Origin of the sequence: Pseudomonas syringae pv. tagetis (assembly GCF_022557255.1) — a bacterium.
In the GTDB taxonomy this organism is placed as follows: Bacteria; Pseudomonadota; Gammaproteobacteria; order Pseudomonadales; family Pseudomonadaceae; genus Aquipseudomonas; species Aquipseudomonas caricapapayae.
In genome coordinates, this window is record NZ_CP092923.1 from 4,125,111 (window position 1) to 4,145,911 (window position 20,801).

The following is a 20,801-nucleotide window of genomic DNA, read 5'->3' on the forward strand; positions in this document are numbered from 1 at the left end:
TCCCTGAAGTTGAGGATCGATAATGCATGCAACCTTTGGCTTGCAACAAGGCATTACTGAGGCCGCAGCACATGATAATCAAGCGCCGTCGCTCTCGATACTCCATGCCCTTATAAGAAAAAGGTAGGTGCACCGTACGAAAGTGTCCATGCATGATCCGGCGAACTGTGATAAAAATCCTGCGCCGGCCACGTAAAGTGACGGCAACGTTCTCAGGGCGGGGTGCAATTCCCCACCGGCGGTAATGGCGCGCAATGCGTCTAGCCCGCGAGCGCTTGAGGGTCGCGGCTTTGGCTGGCGATCGGCAAGGTCAGCAGACCCGGTGTGATTCCGGGGCCGACGGTCATAGTCCGGATGAAGAGAGAGCGGGATTGGTGTCTGCAAGAACGTCTGCAAAACCTCCCCATGAACGACATCGTTCAGGAGGCTTTCCTACGCGACTTGAATCCCTTTCGATCCAAACGCCCTGTTTTTTTCATAAACAGGAGTCAGAACACGTGCAACCTACTGCAATCGACAGCAAAAGCAAAAGCCACCCCAACGAACGCGTCGCCTTCATCCAGGCCTGCTGGCACAAGGATATCGTCGATCAAAGCCGTAAAGGTTTTATCGCCGAATTGGCCAATCACGGCTACGCCGAAAGTGATATCGACATCTTTGAAGTAGGCGGTGCATTTGAAATCCCGCTGCATGCAAAACTGCTGGCCAATACCGGTCGCTACGCAGGCATCGTTGGTGCTGCGCTGGTGGTGGACGGCGGTATCTATCGTCACGAATTCGTCGCGCAATCAGTGGTCAGCGCACTAATGCAGGTTCAGCTGGAAACCGAAGTGCCGGTGTTCTCCGTGGTCCTGACGCCGCACCACTTCCATGCGGGTGAAGAGCACCAGAAGTTCTTCTTCGATCACTTCGTGCACAAGGGCGAGGAAGCGGCCAAAACCTGCGCTGATACCCTGAACAAGGTACGCAGCCTGCGACGCCTGGATGCTCAGCAAAAAGCGGCCTGCTGAAACGCGAAGCAGCGGCACGAGACGCGCTCATCAGAACAACTCTCGTTCCGTAGGCTCTGCGTGGCAAAGAAGACGCGAAGCGTCCTGAACGGCATGCAGACGCAGAGCGCGTCGCACGATAGCCGACGGAATCCCGGTCGAGGCTATCGTTCCCACGCTCCAGCGTGGGAATGCCGTTCGGGACGCTCTGCGTCCGGTCTTTCCGGTCTTGAGAATGCCGGGCGATCAGCCGAGGCTATCCGCATCAGTGGGTACGATCAGAATCGCCGCCCGCAGGCCGTTTTTGACCTTCGGATTGGGGAAGATGATCCTTACCCCCTCCTCCTCAACCACCCAGCGTGAACCGCCCGCGTCTTGGGCCAGTACGTAGCCCTTCTCAAGCGGGGAGAAGTTTTCCACGGCATCTGCCAGGTTGAACGTGAACGCATCTGTGCGCTTGATGACTTCGCGTGCCACGCTGAACAGTTGCAACCCTTCAAGATTTTCATCCAGCTCGGGCTCGGTAGCTTCGATGATCTGCTCCAGGCGCAAGCGCAACGGCGCGAGGTTGACTTGTTGGTTCTGGCCGAACGGGCGAGCCTTGCCCAATTCCAGAGTGAAGGCTTCGGCGCCCAACTGATCGTAGGTATAGGCGCTGAACACAATGGACGGCTTGTTCTGCAGCAGCACCGCACTCATGCCCGCAGCACGCAGCCGGGCCAGCTCAAGACGCGAGTGCCGACGGCCTTCTTTCCACGGGTACAGTGCGAACTGCTCGATCTTCGAGCCGCGAATGGCAGTGTGCAGATCGTAATGCAGCCGGTAACGATCGGGCAGGCTGAAAAAACTGGCGGCCAGCCGTTCCAGCTCACAGGCGCGCAGAGCTTCCACTCCACCGCTTTGCAAATGACGGCCATTGAACAGCCGATTGACGTCCTGTTCGACAAAACGCGTACCATGCCGCATGGCGTCCGGGTTGCCGAACAGGAAAAGAATACGTGCGCGCGGTTTGAGGTCGCCGCGCGCGATGCTGCGGATCAGTTCATCCAGCAGCTCGATGGGGGCCGTCTCATTGCCATGAATACCGGCGGACAGCAGCAGGTCGGTGCCCTTGTCATGTGCCTCGGGCGGGCGGACTTCCAGCGCGCCCTCGCCCATCCATCGCATACGCACGCCTTCGACGGTCAGTTGAGTCTTTTCCGTTGGCTCACGTCCAGCCAGGGTCAGTTCAAGCAGTTTGCCGAGGGCGAGCATAGGGCAACTTCCTTAGTGGTTGCAGTCAGGACCGTGAACGTGGCCGTCTTCGTCGGCACCTGCGTCGGCCGGTTCCATTTCCAGTTGCAGGCTGACCAGATTGGTCGCCAATGGACGCAGCAGCAGGTTGGCATATTCGGCATCGTCTTCTTCCACGTCGACACCGATCAGCAACTGGCCCCGGCCGTCCTGCTGAATCCACAACTCCTTGCCCTGCCAGATGACGGCAACGCGGGTGCAGGAAGTTTCCAGTTGGGTGCCATCGGTGTCTTCAAGGATCAGTTGCAGGGCGTCGCTCATAGTCGGAATGCTCTAGATAAGTAAATCATGCGCCGGACATCTGCCAGACGCGCAGGGTGTTTCAATTCAGTTGAAACGGATAGACCGCACCCAGTTTAAGGATTTGCGTCAGTTCATCCAATGCCGTACGGCATTCGGTCAGCAGGCGGGGGTCGGCCAGATCGTTTTCACTCATACGATCACGGTAGTGCCTGTCGACCCATTGCGTCAGTGTTTCATACAGCGGCGCGGTCATGATCACACCAGGATTCACCGCCGCCAACTCGGTTTCGTTGAGCGCCACACGCAGTCGCAAGCATGCGGGGCCACCGCCGTTCTGCATGCTTTGCTTGAGGTCGAAGACCTTGACCTGGGCAATAGGGCTGTCATCGGCAATCAGTCGTTGCAGGTAAGCCCAGACACTCGTACTGGCCTGACATTCCTGCGGAACAACCAGCAGCATCGAGCCATCGGGGCGCGACAACAGCTGACTGTTGAACAGGTACGAGCGCACCGCATCCTGAACCGAGACGTCGGCACGCGGCACACAAATCGCCCGCAACTGCCCGCCGAAACGGCTGAGCTTGTCGCGCAACTCGTTAAGCATCGGTTCGGTATTGAGGAATGCATCTTCGTGATAGAACAGCACCTCGCCGTTGCCGACCGCGATCACATCGTTATGAAACACCCCTTGATCGATGACCGCCGGGTTTTGCTGACCATAGACCACGCCGCCCTCGCTCAGGCCGTGCAAGCGCGCGACGGCTCGTGACGCTTCAAGGGTCTGGCGGGCCGGATACTTTTGCGGTGCCGGATAGCGCGTATCGAATGCACTGCGGCCAAAGACGAAAAATTCCACCCCGGCCTGGCCGTAGTCCTGACAGAAACGCGTGTGATTGGCCGCGCCTTCGTCGCCGAACTGCGCGACTGACGGCAACGCCGGGTGATGGGCAAAGTGCTTTGCATCGGCAAACATTGCCCCCAGCACGCGGCTGGTGGTGGGGTGTTCGATGCTGCGATGGTATTTGCAGTTCAGGTTGGCGGCGGTGAAATGCACGCGCCCATCAGCAGTGTCGGCACTGGGGCTTACAGTCGCCGCGTTGGCCACCCACATGCTGGATGCCGAGCAACTGGCAACCAGCAGCGGCATGTCCTGACGGGCGGCTTTTTCAATGACGTGTTCATCGCTGCCGGTAAACCCCAACTGCCGCAGGCCGGCCACATCAGGGCGTTCCTGCGGTGCCAGCACGCCCTGGGTAAACCCCAGATCCATCAGCGCTTTCATTTTCGCCAGGCCTTGCAGCGCCGCTTCACGCGGGTTCGCGCATTGCTGGCTGTTACTTTGCGAGGCAACGTTACCGTAGGACAACCCGCCGTAGTTATGGGTTGGCCCGACCAGACCGTCAAAATTCACTTCACAGGACTTCATCGGCTAGGCTCCGTGGATCTGTTTTTATAAGCAATCGTGCACACACTGTCAGTTCAGCCTGATACCGGGGGTCAGTGTCGCGGGCAGGGTCAGACTGCCTGCCTCCAGCGACGCCACCGGATAAGCGCAATAGTCGGCCGCGTAATACGCGCTGGCGCGGTGATTGCCCGAGGCGCCTACACCACCGAACGGTGCACTGCTGGCAGCTCCGGTCAACTGCTTGTTCCAGTTGACGATTCCGGCGCGGCTGTGCAGCCAGAACTGCCGGTAACGCGCTTCGGAGTCCGAGAGCAAACCCGCCGCAAGACCATAGCGAGTGGCATTGGCTTCGGCGATGGCAGCGTCGAAACCGGTGTAACGGATGACTTGCAGCAGTGGGCCGAACAGCTCTTCGTCGGGCCGGTCGGTGACCGAAGTAACATCGACAATGCCCGGCGTCAGCAGCGCAGCGCCAGGCTGCGGCTGGCGCATTTCCAGCAGGGAGACCGCCCCATCGGCGAGCAGATTGCGCTGCGCGTCGAGCAAGGCGCGTGCGGCCTCCAGCGAAATGACCGAGCCCATGAATGGAGGGGGTTGCTGATCGAACGCCCCTGTTTCGATGGTCGCGCTGACTGCGACCAGTCGCGCCAGCAAGGCATCGCCCCAGTCGCCCTCGGGCACCAACAGGCGACGCGCACAGGTACAGCGCTGGCCTGCGGAAATAAAGGCTGACTGGATGATGGTGTAAACCGCCGCATCGATATCCTGAACCTGATCGACGATCAGTGGATTGTTACCGCCCATTTCCAGCGCGAGAATCCTGTCGGGGTGCCCGGCGAACTGCTGGTGCAGCGCATTGCCGGTCCCACTGGAACCGGTGAAAAACAGCCCGTCGATGCCTGGATTGGCAGCCAGTGCAATACCGGTTTCGCGCCCGCCCTGCAGCAGGTTCAGGACCCCGGCCGGCAAGCCTGCTTCGATCCAGCACTTGACGGTCAGTTCGGCGACTTTCGGCGTCAGTTCGCTGGGTTTGAACAACACCGTGTTGCCCGCCAGCAAGGCCGGAACAATGTGGCCGTTGGGCAGGTGACCGGGAAAGTTATAGGGCCCGAATACGGCGACCACGCCATGTGGCTTGTGGCGCAATACCGCTGTAGCGTCACCCAGCGGGCCGCTTTTCTCACCGGTTCTTTCACGATAGCTCTGCACCGAGATCGCAATCTTGTTGACCATGCTGGTCACTTCAGTCGCCGACTCCCACAACGGTTTGCCGGTCTCTTCACCGATACAGTGCGCCAGCGTGTCCGCATGGTGCTTGAGTCTGGCAGTGAAGGCTTCCAGCACGGCGATACGTTGATCCAGGGACAGCAGCGCCCAGGCGGGAAATGCCTGACGCGCAGCCTGTACCGCCTGATCGACCTGCTCGACTGTTGCGGCCTGACCGGACCACAGTACTTGCTGAGTCACCGGGTTCAGCGAATTGACCAACTCACCCTGCCCGTTCTGCCAAACACCAGCGATATAAAGACTACTCATCAAACGCCCTCCCGCGCGGCAGAAAGCGGCACTGCGCGCACATTGTCACCCGCGCTCATGCGCAGACGCTTGGCAGTTTGCGGTGCCACGACCAGCGTACCGGCGGCGAAACGCGCAGCGCCTACCGTCACGCGGCAATCCTCCCGCTTGCGGTTGTAGATCAGGAACTGAGGAGCATCGTCGCCTGGCGTGCCGATGGCCAGTACCAGCGCCTGGCTGTCCTTGATCGCGCGAATCTTGCCGGTCTCGCACTCGATAGCAGGTCCCGCGTCGAAGATGTCGACGTAGCCCTGATACGAAAAGCCCTCGCCCTTGAGCATGGTCAACGCCGGCTCGGTGTCGGCATGCACGCGGCCGATCACGTTGCGTGCGTCTTCGGAAAGAAAGCAGCTGTACAGCGGAAACTTGGGCATCAGCTCGGCAATGAATGCCTTGTTGCCCACGCCAGTCAGGTAATCGGCCTGGCTGAACTCCATTTTGAAAAAATGCCGTCCCAGACTTTCCCAGAATGGCGAGCGGCCATTCTCGTCGGACATGCCCCGCATCTCGGCAATGATCTTGTTACCGAACAGGGCGGGAAACTCTGCGATGAACAGCATGCGCGCCTTGGACAGCAGGCGGCCGTTGAGGCCGTTACGCGAATCGCTGTGCAGGAACAGCGAGCACAGCTCGGAATTGCCGGTCAGGTCGTTGGCCAGGAACAGGGTCGGAATTTCCCGGTAGATGTTCAGCTCCTGTGAAGCGCTGACGGTCAGGCCGACGCGATAGTTGTACCAGGGCTCGCGAAGACCGACCGCGCCGGCGATAGCGGAAATTCCGACCACCCGGCCGTCGTCATCTTCAAGCACGAACAGGTAGTCGGCATCGCCGCGCTCGGCTTCTCCGCGAAAGGTCTTCTCAGCCCAGCCTACCCGGTGCGCCAGACGCTGCTCGTTGGCGGGCAGGGTCGTCAGACCGGCACCGGTGCTGCGCGCCAGCTCGATCAACGCGGGCAGGTCGCTGCTGCGTACAGGACGAACGATCATGTTTTCTCCTCAGCGGCTCATCGAGAGCCTTGAAACTCGCTAATCGGCTATCGAACGTCCGGCTCAGACCGCGACGATACGCACACTGGCACCTTCACCTACGCCCAACGCGTCGGCGGCCTGCAGACTCAGCACCACCGGCCTGCCGGGTGCCCAGTCCAGTTCCAGGAGCACCGCGCGGTAATCCTGCAACAGACCGTTGGCCACCAGGTACAGACGACCGCCATTGCCGACATCGCTGCCTTGCGCGGTGTCGACCTTGACCGGCACCAGACGGCTCTGGGCAATGGACCGGATGCCCGAGACCTTGGCATGCAGGGTCGGGCCGCCGTCGAAGATGTCGATGTAATGATCGGTTTCAAAACCTTCGCGCATCAGAATATCGAAGGTGATCTGCGCACGTGGATGCACCTGGCCCATGGCTTCCTGCGCTGCGTCGGGCAGCAACGGCACGTAGATCGGGTAATGCGGCATCAGCTCGGCGAGGAAGGTCCGGCTTTTCAGCCCGCACAGGCGCTCGGCGGCGGCATAGTTGAGGTCGAAGAAGTTACGCCCGATGGCATCCCAGAACGGCGAATCGCCGTGTTCGTCGCTGTAGCCGACGATTTCGGTGACCACCGAATCGGCGAAGCGCTCGGGGTGACTGGCGACGAACAGCAGACGGCCGCGAGAGTTGAGCTCCGACCATGCCGTACCGACCAGTTCCGGGACCACGTAGAAACTGGTCAGCAGGCTGTTGCCGGTCAGGTCGTGACACTGGGACAGAACATGGATCTTGTTATGGATCTTCAGTTCACGTGACGCGTGCACAAAGGTTTCGTTGCGAAAGCTGTAGAACGGCTCGGAATAGCCCGCAGACGCAACAATGCCCGAGCACCCTACAAGCTCGCCGCTTTCGCTGTCTTCCAGCACAAAGAAGTAGGTTTCTTCACCGTTGAAACTGACCTCGGCGGCAAACGAGGCCTCCGACGAGCCGATCTTGTCGGTCAGACGGCCAGCATCGTCGGGCAAGGACGTGACACCGATAGGGCTGTCGGCAGCGAGGCGTTGAACCTCGGCCAGATCAGCCATTTGCGCAGGGCGCATTACCAGCATGGTGCCACTCCTTGTAGATCGACCAGCCTTTAAGACCGGCGCTAGTAAAAGCACCACACGGCGTCAGGCCGCATGGCGCAGGAAACAGGTGCGGCACCCGCACTCAGGCGGACGCCGCAAGGCTGCAATCGAGTCAGGATGTCAGTTTGGCGATGGCGCGTTCAAAGCGGTTCAGGCCCTCTTCGATGTCCGCGTCTTCAATCACCAGGCTTGGCGCGAAACGAATCACGTCAGGACCCGCCTGCAGAATCATCAGGTCCTGAGCTTCGGCCGCATTGAAGATGTCCTTGGCCTTGCCTTTCCAGGCGTCGGACAGCACGCAGCCAATCAACAGGCCAAGGCCGCGCACTTGGGTAAACACGCCGTATTGCTGACCAATGCTTTCCAGGCGGGTCTTGAATTGTTGATGCTTGCGCTGCACGCCAGCCAGCACCTCAGGCGTATTGACCACATCAATTACCGCCTCACCGACCGCACACGCCAGCGGGTTGCCGCCATACGTGGTGCCGTGGACGCCGACCGCAAAGTGCCTGGCGAGTTTTTCAGTGGTGAGCATGGCCGCCAGCGGGAAACCGCCACCGATGCTCTTGGCGCTGGAAAGGATGTCGGGGGTCACACCGTAATGCATGTAGGCAAACAGATGGCCGCTACGGCCCATACCGCTTTGTACTTCATCGAACACCAGCAGCGCATTGTGTTCATCACACAGCTTGCGCGCGCCTTGCAGGTATTCCAGCTGACCCGGCAGAACGCCACCCTCACCCTGAATCGGCTCCAGCACCACGGCACAGGTCTTGTCCGTCACGGCAGCCTTCAAGGCTTCGAGGTCGTTGTAAGGGACGTGGCTGATACCGGTAATCTTAGGCCCGAAACCATCGGAATATTTCGGCTGTCCTCCCACGCTCACGGTGAACAGGGTACGGCCGTGAAAACTGTTTACCGCTGCGATGATCTCGTACTTGTCCGGACCGTGCAGGTCGTGTGCCACCCGGCGCGCCAGCTTGAAGGCCGCTTCGTTGGCTTCAGCACCCGAGTTACAGAAAAAAACGCGCTCGGCGAACGTCGCATCCACCAGCTTTTTGGCCAGACGCAGAGTCGGCTCGTTGGTGAAGACGTTGGACACATGCCAGAGGTTATTGGCCTGCTCGGTCAAGGCACCGACCAGCGCCGGATGGCAATGGCCCAGTACGTTGACGGCGATCCCGCCCGAGAAGTCCACCAGTTCGCGCCCCGCCTGATCCCAGACTCGGGAGCCCGAACCGCGCACAGGTATGAACCCGGCCGGGGCGTAATTGGGGACCATTACCTGGTCGAAATCGGCGCGTTGCACCGCAGCATGCTCAACGGACATCGGAGTCTCCTGATGAGGAACGCCTGCCTGAAACTGGCGAGCGATGGGAAGATTGTAAGGACTGAATTCTGTTCGGCCTTGTCGCCAGGCGACAACTTGTTACAGCGCAAAACCGGCTTTTTTCAAGGTTTTCGGCAATGCGACATATTGCGTCACAAAGGCGCAGTTTAAACAGATTGAGCGCGGGTGTCTGGGCCTGCGCTGTCGATGCAGCGCATCTGTTGCAAGCGCAGATCAACCGCGCTCGGCAGGCACCGGCGAAAGTTCGAACGGGCTGCTGCTGCGTCGCTGATTGCGGTCTTCACGTGGCGTTGCACCGAAAAAATTTCGGTAAGCGCTGGAGAAGTGCGGCCCCGAGGAAAAACCGCACGAAAGGCCGATCTGAATGATCGACTTGCTGGTCTGCATCAGCATCTGGCGCGCCTTGTTCAGGCGCAGCTCCAGGTAATACTGGCTTGGCACGCGGTTCAGGTACTGCTTGAAAATCCGCTCCAGCTGACGGCGCGACACGCACACGTGCTGGGCGATTTCGTCAGTGGTCAACGGCTCTTCGATGTTGGCTTCCATCAACAGCACAGCCTGGGTCAGCTTCGGATGACTTGAGCCCAGACGGTTCTGCAACGGAATGCGCTGGCGCTCGCCACCTTCGCGGATGCGCTCGACCACCAGCTCTTCGGACACCGCTCCGGCCAGCTCGGCACCATGATCACGCGACAACACTGCCAGCAGCAGGTCGAGCACCGACATGCCACCGCAAGCGGTGAGACGATCCCGATCCCAGTCGAACAGATGGCTGGTGGCAATGACTTTGGGGAAGCGCTCGGCGAAGTCATCCTGCCAGCGCCAGTGAACGGCAGCACGGTAGCCATCCAGCAGGCCCAGCTGGGCGAGCGGGTAAACGCCCGCCGACAGCCCGCCAATCGAACAGCCGGCCCGAACCAGTTGCTTGAGCGCACTGCCCAGCGCCGGAGCCACTGCCGACGGCGGCTCATCGGCCAGCAAAAACAGCTTCTGGAAACCGTCCAGTCGACCGCTCCAGGGTTCCCCCGGCAATTGCCATGCACCGGCAATAGCTGCGGGCTCCGCAACCTCGGCCTGCAGAAACGACAATTCGTAGGCCACGTCAGGATGAACACGCTGAGCAACACGCAAGGCTTCTTCGGCAAGTGCCAGGGTCAGCGCTTTGGTGCCAGGCCAGACGAGAAAACCTATTCGATGGGCAGTCATTGGGACATCCGATACGTATTGCCGCAAAAGCCGAGCGTCAGAAGATGGCTCGATCTGGAACATTCAGGTCATGTCGCGCGTCGCGCAGCATGCCCTGTTCTGCCGTAAAAAGGCATCGCAATGCGATGCCGATCGTCACTTTAGGCTGCCGGACAAAAACTGCTGCAAACGTTCGGTCTGCGGATTGGCCAGCACCTCGCGCGGATCGCCCCGCTCCAGGACTACACCCTGATGCAGAAAAATCAGCTGGTTGGAGACTTCCCGGGCAAAGCCCATTTCGTGAGTGACCACCACCATGGTCCGGCCTTCCTGAGCCAGCCCCTGCATGACCTTGAGCACGTCACCCACCAGCTCCGGATCCAGTGCCGACGTCGGCTCGTCGAACAGCATCACCTCAGGCTCCATCGCCAGCGCACGGGCAATCGCTACCCGCTGCTGCTCGCCACCGGACATGTGTCCAGGGTAGGCATCCTTGCGGTGGGCAACACCGACCTTGGCCAGGTAGTGCTCGGCCTTTTCCAGCGCTTCCTTTTTCGACACGCTCAGCACGTGAACCGGCGCCTCGATGATGTTCTGCAAGGCAGTCATGTGCGACCACAGATTGAAATGCTGAAACACCATGGACAAGCGCGAGCGCATGCGCTGCAACTGCCTGGAGTCTGCAGCTTTCAGGCCGCCGTCCTTGTTCGGTACAAGCTTCAACTCTTCGTTGTTGAGCAGGATCTTGCCGGCATGGGGCTGTTCGAGCAGGTTGATGCAGCGTAGAAAAGTGCTTTTGCCCGAGCCGCTGGAGCCGATGATACTGATGACATCGCCAGCTCTGGCAGTCAGGGACACGCCCTTGATCACTTCGTGACTGCCATAGCGCTTGTGCAGGTCCTGCACTTCCAGTTTGTTCATGCTTTGGGTTTCCACAGAACGGTCAATCACTGAGCAGACGTCCGTGACGCAGCGCAGTGCGCCCTGCCACTTTAGCCAGCCAGAAACCTGGTTGAGCGTAACGAAGCCGCTCGATGGCAAACAACACCCCGGCAGTATTCGCACAAATGGTACTGACCTGATCGGACAGCGGATCGATGACTTCGAACAGCGGATCGCCGATTTCGACCCTGTCGCCTGCGGCACGCAGGAATGTCACCACGCCGGGATGCGGCGCATAAAGCAATTCGGTACCTTCGAATGGCATGCCTTCACAGGCTTCATGTGCTGGCTGCGGCCAGTCGCCGCTGATAAAGCCCTGCTCGGCCAGAAACGCCAGAATACCTTCGGCGTGTGCTTGTGCCTGAGGCCTGCCGGTATCGGCCTGACCGCCCAACTCGATGGTAGTCGCCAGACACGCCAGCGGAATCTGCGCCTGCGGGAAGAACCGCGAAAGACGTAACCACGGCAGCGAGCAGGCCTCGTCGAAGGAACTGCCGCCGGAGTCCTCGGCCAGCAACGCCACCTGAATGTTCAGGTGCGCCGACAACGAGCGCCATTGCGGCCAGTGCTGCGGCAAGGCATACATGTGCAGCGCGGCATCGGCATCGCAATGCAGATCAAGGACTACATCAGCTATACAGGCATGCTTGAGCAGAATGCGCTGCATGCCCTGCAACTCGGATTGTGCAGCAGGCAGGCCGTCCAGTGCAGCAGTCATTGCCTGACGAATCAACTGCGTGTTGGCGCGCGGGTCATCGCCCAACTGGCCCTCCAGCAACTCGGCAACCGGCTCGCTCAACTCGGTGAAATCACGGTTGAAATTCTTGCCGCTGCCGAACTCGAAGCGCCCCTGGTGTGCGCCTTGCAGCAACTGCCCCAGCCCCAGCGGGTTGGCCACCGGCACCAGCTCGATAACACCTTTGAGCAGCCCTTGCTGTTCCAGCACGGTCAGGCGCTTTTTCAACTCCCAGGCGGTGCGCATACCAGGCAGTTCATCGGCATGCAGACTGGCCTGGATGTAGGCCTTGCGCTCGCCGGTGCCGAAGCGGAAGACGCTCAGCGTGCGTTCGGTGCCGAGACTGCTCCACGGCAATACATGGTCGATTCTTTGCATTTCAGACCTTCCGAGGGGCGAGATAGCCCAGCCAGCGACGTTCGGCAATCTTGAACAGCCGCACCAGAATGAATGTCAGGCACAGATAGAAAACGCCTGCGGTGACGTAAGCCTCGAAAGGCAGGTAGAACTGCGCATTGACTGTGCGCGCGGCACCGGTAATGTCGATCAGGGTCACAATGGAGGCCAGACTGGTCGTCTGCAGCATCATGATGACCTCATTGCTGTACTGCGGCAGTGCCCGGCGCAATGCCGACGGCAACAGAATGCGGCGGTACATTTTTGCCTTCGACATGCCCATGGCCCGAGCCGCCTCGATTTCACCGGCCGGCGTGGCCTTGAGGCTGCCAGCGATGATCTCGGCCGTGTAGGCACTGGTGTTGATGGCAAACGCCAGGCAGGCACAAAAGGTGGCGCTGGACAGCCAGGGCCATAGAAAGCTTTCGCGCACCGCACCGAACTGGGCAAGTCCGTAGTAGATCAGGAACAATTGCACCAGCATTGGCGTGCCGCGAATCACATAGGTGTACAGCCACGCCGGCAGGTTGACCCACGGGTTTTTCGATACTCGCATCAAGCCCAGCGGCAAGGCCGCGAGCAGCCCGAACGCGAGAGAAATCGCCAGCAGTTTCAGGGTGGTCAGCAAGCCGCCGAAGTACAGCGGCAGGCTGTCCCAGATCACGTTGTAGTCAAAGATCATAGATCAGCCGCCCTGACGCCTGCCGAGTAGCGTTTTTCGAGGTAACGCAGCGCAAGCAGCGAAACGCTGGTAATCACCAGGTACATCGCCGCAACCGCCAGAAAAAAGGTGAAAGGTTCGCGGGTGGCATCGGCCGCCTGCTTGGCCTTGAACATCATATCCTGCAGACCGACCACGGAAATCAGCGCAGTGGCCTTGGTCAGTACCAGCCAGTTGTTGGTAAAACCTGGGATCGCCAGACGAATCATCTGCGGCACCAGAATGCGGAAGAATACCTTGCCGCTGCTCAGGCCATACGCCATGCCGGCCTCGGCCTGCCCTTTGGGAATCGCCATAAAGGCACCGCGAAAGGTTTCCGAGAGATAGGCCCCGAAGATAAAGCCCAGCGTGCAGATCCCGGCCAGCAGCGGATCAAGGTCGATGTAGTCGTCGAACCCCAGCAAGGGCGCGACGCGGTTGAGCAGGTCCTGACCGCCGTAGAAGATCAGCAGGATCAGGACCAGATCGGGAATGCCGCGAATCACCGTGCTGTAAAGATCGCCCAGCCAGGCAATCCAGCGGACCGGCGAAAGCCGCAGCGCCACGCCGATCAGACCGAGAACGATCGCCAGAGCCATCGACGACAGGGCCAGCTGCAACGTCAGCCAGGCACCTTCGAGGATGACAGCTCCGTAACCTTTCAACATGATGTGCGGTCCTCAAGCGTGGAATAAAAATGGCGCAATCCAGGCAGTTCTGTTTGCGCCATTGATCAGTACCGGTACGACGACTTACTTGCCGTAGATATCGAAATCGAAATACTTGTCCTGAATCGCCTTGTACTTGCCGTTGGCACGGATCGCGGCAATGGCGGCATTGAGACGCTCAAGGTTGGCCTTGTCACCCTTGCGCACGGCGATGCCGATACCGTCACCGAAGTATTCAGGGTCGGTGAACGCTGGACCTGTGAACGCATAGCCCTTGCCCGCGTCGGTTTTCAGGAAACCGTCCTGCAGCAGCGTGGCGTCGGCGATGGTACCGTCCAGACGACCGGCACCGATGTCCAGATAGATTTCGTTCTGCGAACCATAGGGCGTCACTTCCACGCCTTTGGGTGCGAGGACTTCACGTGCAAAACGCTCGTGGATCGAACCGCGCTGAACGCCGATCTTCTTGCCCTTGAGTTCAACCAGGCTTTCGCTGATCACTGTGCCGTCCTTCATGACCAGACGCGCCGGGGAATTGTAATACTTGCCGGTGAAGTCGACAGACTTCTTGCGGTCGTCGGTGATGGACATCGACGAAAGGATGGCGTCGATCTTGCGCACTTTCAGCGCTGGAATAAGACCATCGAATTCCTGCTCGACCCAGGTGCACTTGACCTTCATTTCTTCACACAGCGCATTGCCGATGTCGTAGTCGAAGCCGACGATGCTGCCATCCGGGGCCTTGGAAGCGAACGGCGGGTAAGCCGCTTCGATGCCGATTTTCAGTGGTTTTTCATCAGCAAAGATCGGCTGGGCGAGCACGGACAACGCCATCGCGCCAATAAGCATGAGCTTTTTCATTTCCAGGACTCCATCGGTAAAGCACGACAAGTGGCAAAGTGAGCAAGCGCCCAATGTGCGAAAGGACAATCTCGGGGGAGAGCGACGCCGGACGCGTGACACCGCATTGGCGGCTCACAGACCTTCGGCGAATGAGGGGCATTTTAACGACAGGCTCGAAGTCGATATTTCTTCAATGCGACAACTAGTTACAGAAGCGCATGAAAGCCCACCACCAGCTATTGACGAAGCACGTTTCTACTGATCAAGAAGAACAGCCTCAACCTGTGACAACAGCAAAAAGCGCGCCCATTATTGGCAAACCCTTCTAATCCGGCAAGCCCAGCGTTTCATGTGGTGGATGAAAGGCCAAAATGCGTCGTGCTTTCCCACAAAAAAGTCAGCCAACGTCCCACAACGAAGCACCGCCCGACAACGCCGTGTAAACCCGTAACAAACCGATATATATCCCGTTTCCAGTGCCGGGCACGAAAACAAAAGCGCCCCGCCAGGCTTTCACCGGACGGGGCGCATTCAAGCGATCAATGATCGATCAGGCAGCGTTCATGGTCTTGTGCGTGTCAATCAGATGCTGCACCACACCCGGATCGGCCAGCGTCGAGATATCCCCCAACGCATCGTATTCGGCGGTCGCAATCTTGCGCAGGATGCGGCGCATGATCTTGCCCGACCGGGTCTTCGGCAGGCCAGGAGCCCATTGAATGAAGTCCGGAGAGGCGATCGGACCGATCTCCTTGCGCACCCAGTTGCGCAGCTCGGTGCGCAGTGCGTCACTCGGCTCCTCGCCCCCATTGAGCGTGACATATACGTATATGCCCTGCCCTTTCAAGTCGTGTGGCACGCCGACCACGGCGGCTTCGGCAACTTTAGGGTGCGCAACCATCGCGCTTTCAATCTCGGCCGTCCCCATGCGGTGGCCGGAAACGTTGAGCACGTCGTCCACCCGCCCGGTGATCCAGAAATAACCGTCCTCGTCACGACGGGCACCGTCACCGGTGAAGTACATGCCACGGAATGTCTTGAAATAAGTATCGACGAAACGATCGTGATCGCCGTACAGCGAGCGTGACTGGCCTGGCCACGAATCGAGAATCACCAGATTGCCCTCGGCTGCGCCTTCGATAAGGTTGCCCAGATTGTCCACCAGCGCCGGAATCACACCAAAGAACGGCCGTGTCGCCGAGCCCGGCTTCAGCGCGGTTGCACCCGGCAATGGGCTGATCAGGATGCCACCGGTTTCTGTCTGCCACCAGGTATCGACAATCGGGCAGTTCTGTTTGCCAACAGTGTCGTAGTACCAGCCCCAGGCTTCCGGGTTGATCGGCTCGCCCACCGAACCCAAGAGGCGCAGGCTCGAGCCGTCGGCACCCTCAACGGACTTGGTGCCTTCGGCCATCATGGCGCGAATGGCAGTAGGCGCGGTGTAGAGGATATTGACCTTGTGCTTGTCGATGATTTTCGACACACGTGTGATGTCCGGATAGTTCGGCACACCTTCGAACAACAGCGTGGTTGCACCATTGGCCAGAGGCCCGTAGACAATATAGCTGTGCCCGGTTACCCAGCCGACGTCGGCGGTGCACCAGTAGATTTCACCGGGCCTGTAGTCGAACACGCGCTCGTGGGTCAGCGCCGCATAGAGCAGATAACCTGCAGTAGTGTGCAGCACGCCCTTGGGTTTGCCGGTCGAGCCTGAGGTGTAAAGGATGAACAGCGACTCTTCGGCACCCATCTCTTTTGGTGCGCAGGTGCTGGACGCCACCTCAAGAAGCGAGTGGTACCAGATGTCACGATGACGGTTCCACTCGATGTCGCCACCGGTGCGCTTGCAGACGATGACTTTCTGCACGCTGCTGGTTTCCGGATTGGTCAAGGCACGGTCGACATTGGCCTTGAGCGCAGTCTTTTTACCGCCACGCAGGCCTTCGTCGGCGGTGATGACCACTTTCGAACTGCAATCGATGATTCGTCCCGCCAGCGCTTCCGGCGAGAACCCGCCGAACACCACCGAGTGAATGGCACCGATACGAGCGCATGCCAGCATGGCGACCACAGCCTCGGGAATCATCGGCATGTAGATAGTGACGACATCGCCGCGGTGCACATCCTGACCGCGCAGTGCATTGGCAAACTTGCAGACTTCCTCGTGCAGCTCGCGATAGGTGATTTCACGATGCTCGGAAGGGTCGTCTCCCTCCCAGATAATGGCGATGCTGTCGCCGCGCTCGGCCAGATGGCGGTCCAGGCAATTATAGGCAACGTTCAACGTACCGTCGGCAAACCATTTGATGTCGACGCGATGATCATCGAAGGACGTCTGTTTGACGACAGTGAAAGGTTTGATCCAGTCGAGGCGCTGAGCCTGTTCACGCCAGAAACCATCAGGGTTGACCACCGACTGCTGGTACATGGCCTTGTAGGTCGCTTCATCCGTCAGCGTAGTCGCTGCGACTTCTGGGCGGACGGGGTACAGGGAAGCTGCACTCATCTTGGTTACCTCGGTGGATAGTTGTTGTTTTATGCCCCTGTTGTATCCCGCCCCAACCGGTGGGGCCATTCGACGTTGGTCTTACCGGGCGAAACCGGAGCTTCAAGTCACACGCGCGGAACGGCTATCAGATTATTACCATTTTGATAAAAGCGCTTATCCAAAGTCTTTATATATGCGCTGCCTCAACAGGCATAGAATTCGATCCGCCAACACGGCAAACATCAACTGCCCCCACGCAGTGTTGTTCCCACTCGAAAAACGTGTCCAACCGTTTTAACACATGACGTCAAAAAACGTGATGCGACGGCGCTCACATTCAAACAGGTAAAACATAATGAAAGCTTTATTAGTGGCACTGGCTCTTTGCGGTGTCAGCAGCCTTGCCATGGCCGAAGAATCGCAGACCAAAGTAGCTGCCCAGCAAGCCCGCGTCGAGCAATACACATACGGTACGCATCTGGATATCGCACGGGTTATCTCCATCAGCCAGATCCCCAATGTCTGCCAGGTGGTTCCGGCGCGCATGGTGTACGAAGACTCGCAAGGCGCGCGACACACCATGAGCTATCAGGTAATGGGCAACGGCTGCAGCAACGGTTGAGGCTACCCGCTGCGGCTGTGTATATATGTGCATAACGCCTCGCAGATATTGATTGCGAGGCGCATGCACAGCGCGAGTGGTCGTGCGATCAATCGGCAGATTGTTGATCGGCCGCGTGCCGACCTGATTCCCGGCCCACGTCATAGTCACGCAACTTGTTGGCAATCGTTGTATGAGACACCCCCAAACGCTTGGCCAATTGACGACTGCTGGGATAGTGCGCATATAAATGTTCCAGCACCGACTTTTCGAAGCGCCCGATAATAGCGCTCAACCCGCCTTCGAGAGACATATCGTTCAACCCGGGCCGCACACCGTAATCCGGTAAACGAATATGCTCGGCCTGCACCTTGTCGCTTTCGCAAAGCGATACAGCCTGAAACAATACATTTTCCAGCTGCCGCACATTGCCGGGCCAGTGATACTGACCCAGGCGCTGAATGGCCGCTGCCGAAATGCCTGGCAACGGGCAACCGATCTGGCGGCTGGCGTGATCCAGAAAGTGCTCGACCAGCGGCTCAAGGCCGTCCAGGCAGTCGCGCAACGGCGGTATATGCAGCGACAGCACATTAAGACGATGGTAAAGGTCCTGCCTGAACGCCCCGTGGGCGCACAGCTCCGACAGGTCGACCTGGGTCGAACACATCACTCGCACATCGAGAAACATGTCTTCGTCGCTGCCAACACGGCGAAAGCTGCCGTCTTGAATGAAGCGCAACAGCTTGGCCTGCATGCGCGCGCTCAGTTCACCCACGCCATCCAGGAACAGTGTGCCGCCCGCCGTCAGTTCCAGCAGCCCTAATCGACCCTCGGCTCTCGCGCCTTCGAACGCGCCTGGGTCATAGCCGAACAACTCGATCTCGGCCATCGACTCCGACAGCCCGGCGCAGTTGAGCGCCATCAGCGGGGACTGGCCGCGCGGGCTGGCGAGGTGACAGGCACGGGCCAGTAATTCCTTGCCGGTGCCGGTTTCGCCCTCGATCAGCAGGGGCGCGTCCAGTGGTGCCATGCGTCGCGCCTCGCGGACTACCGCAGCCATGACTTTCGAACTTTGAAAGATGCTGTCGAAACCGCGCAATTCCTGCTTGCGCACATGGTAGATGCGTTCACCGACCCGATCAGCGCGGTGCAGCGTCAGCACCGCACCGGCCATGGCTTCGCTGTCGTCGTGTTCCGATTGCAACGGAGCGATGTCGGCGAGAAATACATCACCGCGCACCTTGACCCGCAGGCCATTGATCCGTGACTGACTGGCACGCACCAGCTCGGGCAAGTCGAAATCTTCGGCATAGCGCGACAATGGTATGCCTGGCACCTCATCGACCCGCACGCCCAGTAACTGCGCCGCTGCACGGTTGGCCGCAACGATTGCACCGGCCATGTCGATGGACAGCACAGGGAACTCCAGCGCGCCAAGCAGAGCGTTGAGTTCCATATGCCGACGCTCGCTGGGCATCAACCCGACGCGCTTGACGCCGAATACCCCGGTGATCGCCTCGAACTTCGGACGCAGGGCCTGAAACTGCAGGTTGATTAGATTCGGGCAATGCAGATAGATCGCGTCGCCATGCTCGCCACCCACCTCACCGCGCGCCACGTTGACGCCATAGGCCACCAGCAGATCGAGAATGTCGCGAAGAATGCCGATCCGGTTCTGGCAGTGCACCTTGATACGCATGGGGCATTCGCTCCTGTGAGCGTGTTTTTCGGTCAATGACAAAACTTGCCGTCAACAATACGTTACAGACGCACGATTCGCGAGGACCCGCAGAGCTGAATTTATGGCGAGCGAAGACCAATCGTAAAGTTTTCGTTACGGGGCTGAGCAAAAACACTGGCGCAAGAGGGCTTTCCCGTACTGACCACAGGCCGAAAGCGGGTTATTCCTGCAGTCAGGCTTTTACAAAAATACGTCGACAAAAACAGCCGTTCGAGGATATCAGCATGGCCCAGACGCTTTACGTGGCACGCGAGCCGGACGCTTCGGGCTTCATTGATTACACCGCAGGCGAACATGCGGTATGGAACACTCTGATTACCCGGCAGATGAACATCATCCAAGGGCGTGCCTGCCAAGAGTATCTGGACGGTATCGAGCAACTGGGCCTGCCCCTCGATCGCATTCCACAGCTGGGTGAAATCAATAAGGTGCTGGATGCGGCCACCGGCTGGCAGGTTGAGCGAGTGCCCGCGCTGATTCCCTTCCAGACGTTCTTTGAACTGTTGGCCAGCAAGCGCTTCCCGGTAGCGACCTTTATTCGCACCGAGGAGGAACTGGACTATCTGCAGGAACCGGACATCTTTCATGAAATCTTTGGTCACTGCCCGCTGCTGACCAATCCGTGGTTTGCAGAATTCACCCATACCTACGGCAAACTCGGCCTGAGTGCCAGCAAGGAACAACGCGTGTACCTGGCCCGCCTGTACTGGATGACCATCGAATTCGGACTGGTCGATACGCCTCAGGGGCGCAAAATCTATGGCGGAGGCATTCTTTCTTCGCCCAAGGAAGCCCTGTATAGCCTGTCTTCAGCCCCTGTGCATCAGCCTTTCGACCCGCGTGAAGCGATGCGCACGCCTTACCGGATCGACATTCTGCAACCGCTGTATTTTGTCCTGCCAAATCTAAAGCGCCTGTTCGACCTGGCGCATGAGGACATCATGGCGCTGGTCGGGCAAGGCACGCAGTTGGGCTTGCACGCCCCCAGATTTCCACCTAAAACCAAAGACCATGCGGCCTGAAAGCGGCCAGGTATCTAAAAAGGAAACCCATTCATGAGCACGTTGAATCAAGCCCACTGCGAAGCCTGCAGCGCCAACGCCCCGCAAGTCAGCGAAGCCGAGTTGCCGGAACTGCTGAAGCAGATCCCTGACTGGAACATCGAAGTGCGCGATGGCGTCATGCAACTGGAAAAAGTGTTTCTGTTCAAGAATTTCAAATGGGCGCTGGCATTTACCAATGCGGTTGGCGAAATTGCCGAGGCTGAAGGTCATCACCCGGGGCTGCTGACCGAGTGGGGTAAGGTGACCGTGACCTGGTGGAGCCATTCGATCAAGGGACTGCACCGCAACGACTTCATCATGGCCGCGCGAACCGACGGCGTAGCGACAGGTGCAGAGGGCCGCAAATAATTTTGCAGAAAAATTTACGGGGATAAAGAGCACTTTTTTTGCGCTCTGGCCCAGGCAAAGCACCGTAAAACCACACCGTGCAGCGATTCGTGAGGGAGAGACCGGGACAGTAAAAATGCGATTTTGTTTCG

Annotated in this window: 19 protein-coding genes and 1 riboswitch; of the genes, 4 read left to right on the plus strand and 15 right to left on the minus strand. The window is 59.1% G+C overall.

Annotation, left to right across the window (positions count from 1 at the left end; genetic code table 11):
- Nucleotides 1–204: 204 nt before the first annotated feature.
- Nucleotides 205–371: riboswitch (FMN riboswitch) on the plus strand.
- 126 nt (nucleotides 372–497) lie between these two features.
- The gene (locus MME58_RS18275) at nucleotides 498–1,010 is read left to right on the plus strand and encodes a 6,7-dimethyl-8-ribityllumazine synthase (RefSeq protein ID WP_055006762.1); all 513 of its coding nucleotides are present in this window, start codon (nucleotides 498–500) and stop codon (nucleotides 1,008–1,010) included.
- Between the two features lie 225 nt (nucleotides 1,011–1,235).
- On the opposite strand, the gene astE is transcribed toward MME58_RS18275, so the two are convergent.
- The 14 genes from astE to acs form a co-directional block, all read right to left on the minus strand.
- A complete protein-coding gene (gene astE / locus MME58_RS18280) occupies nucleotides 1,236–2,243 on the minus strand; it encodes a succinylglutamate desuccinylase (RefSeq protein WP_055006763.1) in 1,008 nt (335 codons plus the stop codon).
- Between the two features lie 12 nt (nucleotides 2,244–2,255).
- Complete coding sequence (locus MME58_RS18285; protein ID WP_054984904.1) at nucleotides 2,256–2,543, minus strand: hypothetical protein; 288 nt, start codon at nucleotides 2,541–2,543, stop codon at nucleotides 2,256–2,258.
- A gap of 61 nt (nucleotides 2,544–2,604) precedes the next feature.
- Nucleotides 2,605–3,951 (minus strand): N-succinylarginine dihydrolase, encoded by a 1,347-nt coding sequence (gene astB / locus MME58_RS18290; RefSeq protein WP_054984905.1) that lies wholly within the window; start codon nucleotides 3,949–3,951, stop codon nucleotides 2,605–2,607.
- A 48-nt stretch (nucleotides 3,952–3,999) separates the two neighbouring features.
- Nucleotides 4,000–5,469 (minus strand): succinylglutamate-semialdehyde dehydrogenase, encoded by a 1,470-nt coding sequence (astD, locus tag MME58_RS18295; RefSeq protein WP_162491468.1) that lies wholly within the window; start codon nucleotides 5,467–5,469, stop codon nucleotides 4,000–4,002.
- Nucleotides 5,466–6,491: an arginine N-succinyltransferase gene (gene astA, locus MME58_RS18300; RefSeq protein WP_054984907.1), complete on the minus strand. Its 1,026-nt coding sequence runs from the start codon at nucleotides 6,489–6,491 to the stop codon at nucleotides 5,466–5,468. Before astA ends, astD begins: the two co-directional genes overlap by 4 nt.
- A gap of 63 nt (nucleotides 6,492–6,554) precedes the next feature.
- Entirely contained in the window at nucleotides 6,555–7,586 is a 1,032-nt protein-coding gene (gene aruF / locus MME58_RS18305; protein ID WP_055006765.1) for an arginine/ornithine succinyltransferase subunit alpha, read from the minus strand.
- Between the two features lie 133 nt (nucleotides 7,587–7,719).
- Nucleotides 7,720–8,937 carry an aspartate aminotransferase family protein gene (locus tag MME58_RS18310; RefSeq protein WP_054984909.1) on the minus strand — a complete coding sequence of 406 codons (1,218 nt, stop codon included), beginning with the start codon at nucleotides 8,935–8,937 and terminating at the stop codon, nucleotides 7,720–7,722.
- A 234-nt stretch (nucleotides 8,938–9,171) separates the two neighbouring features.
- Nucleotides 9,172–10,164, minus strand: a complete 993-nt coding sequence (argR, locus tag MME58_RS18315; protein WP_055006766.1) for a transcriptional regulator ArgR — start codon at nucleotides 10,162–10,164, stop codon at nucleotides 9,172–9,174.
- Nucleotides 10,165–10,299: 135 nt separating this feature from the next.
- Nucleotides 10,300–11,064 carry an ABC transporter ATP-binding protein gene (locus tag MME58_RS18320; RefSeq protein ID WP_054984911.1) on the minus strand — a complete coding sequence of 255 codons (765 nt, stop codon included), beginning with the start codon at nucleotides 11,062–11,064 and terminating at the stop codon, nucleotides 10,300–10,302.
- A 22-nt stretch (nucleotides 11,065–11,086) separates the two neighbouring features.
- Nucleotides 11,087–12,199: a succinylglutamate desuccinylase/aspartoacylase family protein gene (locus tag MME58_RS18325; RefSeq protein WP_055006767.1), complete on the minus strand. Its 1,113-nt coding sequence runs from the start codon at nucleotides 12,197–12,199 to the stop codon at nucleotides 11,087–11,089.
- 1 nt (nucleotide 12,200) lies between these two features.
- Entirely contained in the window at nucleotides 12,201–12,899 is a 699-nt protein-coding gene (locus MME58_RS18330) for an ABC transporter permease (RefSeq protein WP_054984913.1), read from the minus strand.
- A complete protein-coding gene (locus MME58_RS18335; RefSeq protein ID WP_054984914.1) occupies nucleotides 12,896–13,585 on the minus strand; it encodes an ABC transporter permease in 690 nt (229 codons plus the stop codon). Before MME58_RS18335 ends, MME58_RS18330 begins: the two co-directional genes overlap by 4 nt.
- 84 nt (nucleotides 13,586–13,669) lie before the next feature.
- The gene (locus tag MME58_RS18340; protein WP_054984915.1) at nucleotides 13,670–14,446 is read right to left on the minus strand and encodes an ABC transporter substrate-binding protein; all 777 of its coding nucleotides are present in this window, start codon (nucleotides 14,444–14,446) and stop codon (nucleotides 13,670–13,672) included.
- 532 nt (nucleotides 14,447–14,978) lie between these two features.
- Nucleotides 14,979–16,934, minus strand: a complete 1,956-nt coding sequence (acs, locus tag MME58_RS18345; protein WP_054984916.1) for an acetate--CoA ligase — start codon at nucleotides 16,932–16,934, stop codon at nucleotides 14,979–14,981.
- Between the two features lie 337 nt (nucleotides 16,935–17,271).
- On the opposite strand from acs, the gene MME58_RS18350 reads away from it, so the two are divergent.
- Nucleotides 17,272–17,538, plus strand: a complete 267-nt coding sequence (locus MME58_RS18350; RefSeq protein ID WP_054984917.1) for a DUF2790 domain-containing protein — start codon at nucleotides 17,272–17,274, stop codon at nucleotides 17,536–17,538.
- Between the two features lie 88 nt (nucleotides 17,539–17,626).
- On the opposite strand, the gene MME58_RS18355 is transcribed toward MME58_RS18350, so the two are convergent.
- Complete coding sequence (locus MME58_RS18355) at nucleotides 17,627–19,216, minus strand: sigma-54-dependent transcriptional regulator (RefSeq protein ID WP_054984918.1); 1,590 nt, start codon at nucleotides 19,214–19,216, stop codon at nucleotides 17,627–17,629.
- Between the two features lie 266 nt (nucleotides 19,217–19,482).
- Between MME58_RS18355 and phhA the strand changes: the two genes are divergently transcribed.
- Together phhA and MME58_RS18365 are read left to right on the plus strand one after the other, a co-directional pair.
- Nucleotides 19,483–20,280: a phenylalanine 4-monooxygenase gene (gene phhA, locus MME58_RS18360; protein ID WP_055006768.1), complete on the plus strand. Its 798-nt coding sequence runs from the start codon at nucleotides 19,483–19,485 to the stop codon at nucleotides 20,278–20,280.
- A gap of 33 nt (nucleotides 20,281–20,313) precedes the next feature.
- A complete protein-coding gene (locus MME58_RS18365) occupies nucleotides 20,314–20,670 on the plus strand; it encodes a 4a-hydroxytetrahydrobiopterin dehydratase (RefSeq protein ID WP_054984920.1) in 357 nt (118 codons plus the stop codon).
- The last annotated feature ends 131 nt before the right edge of the window (nucleotides 20,671–20,801 follow it).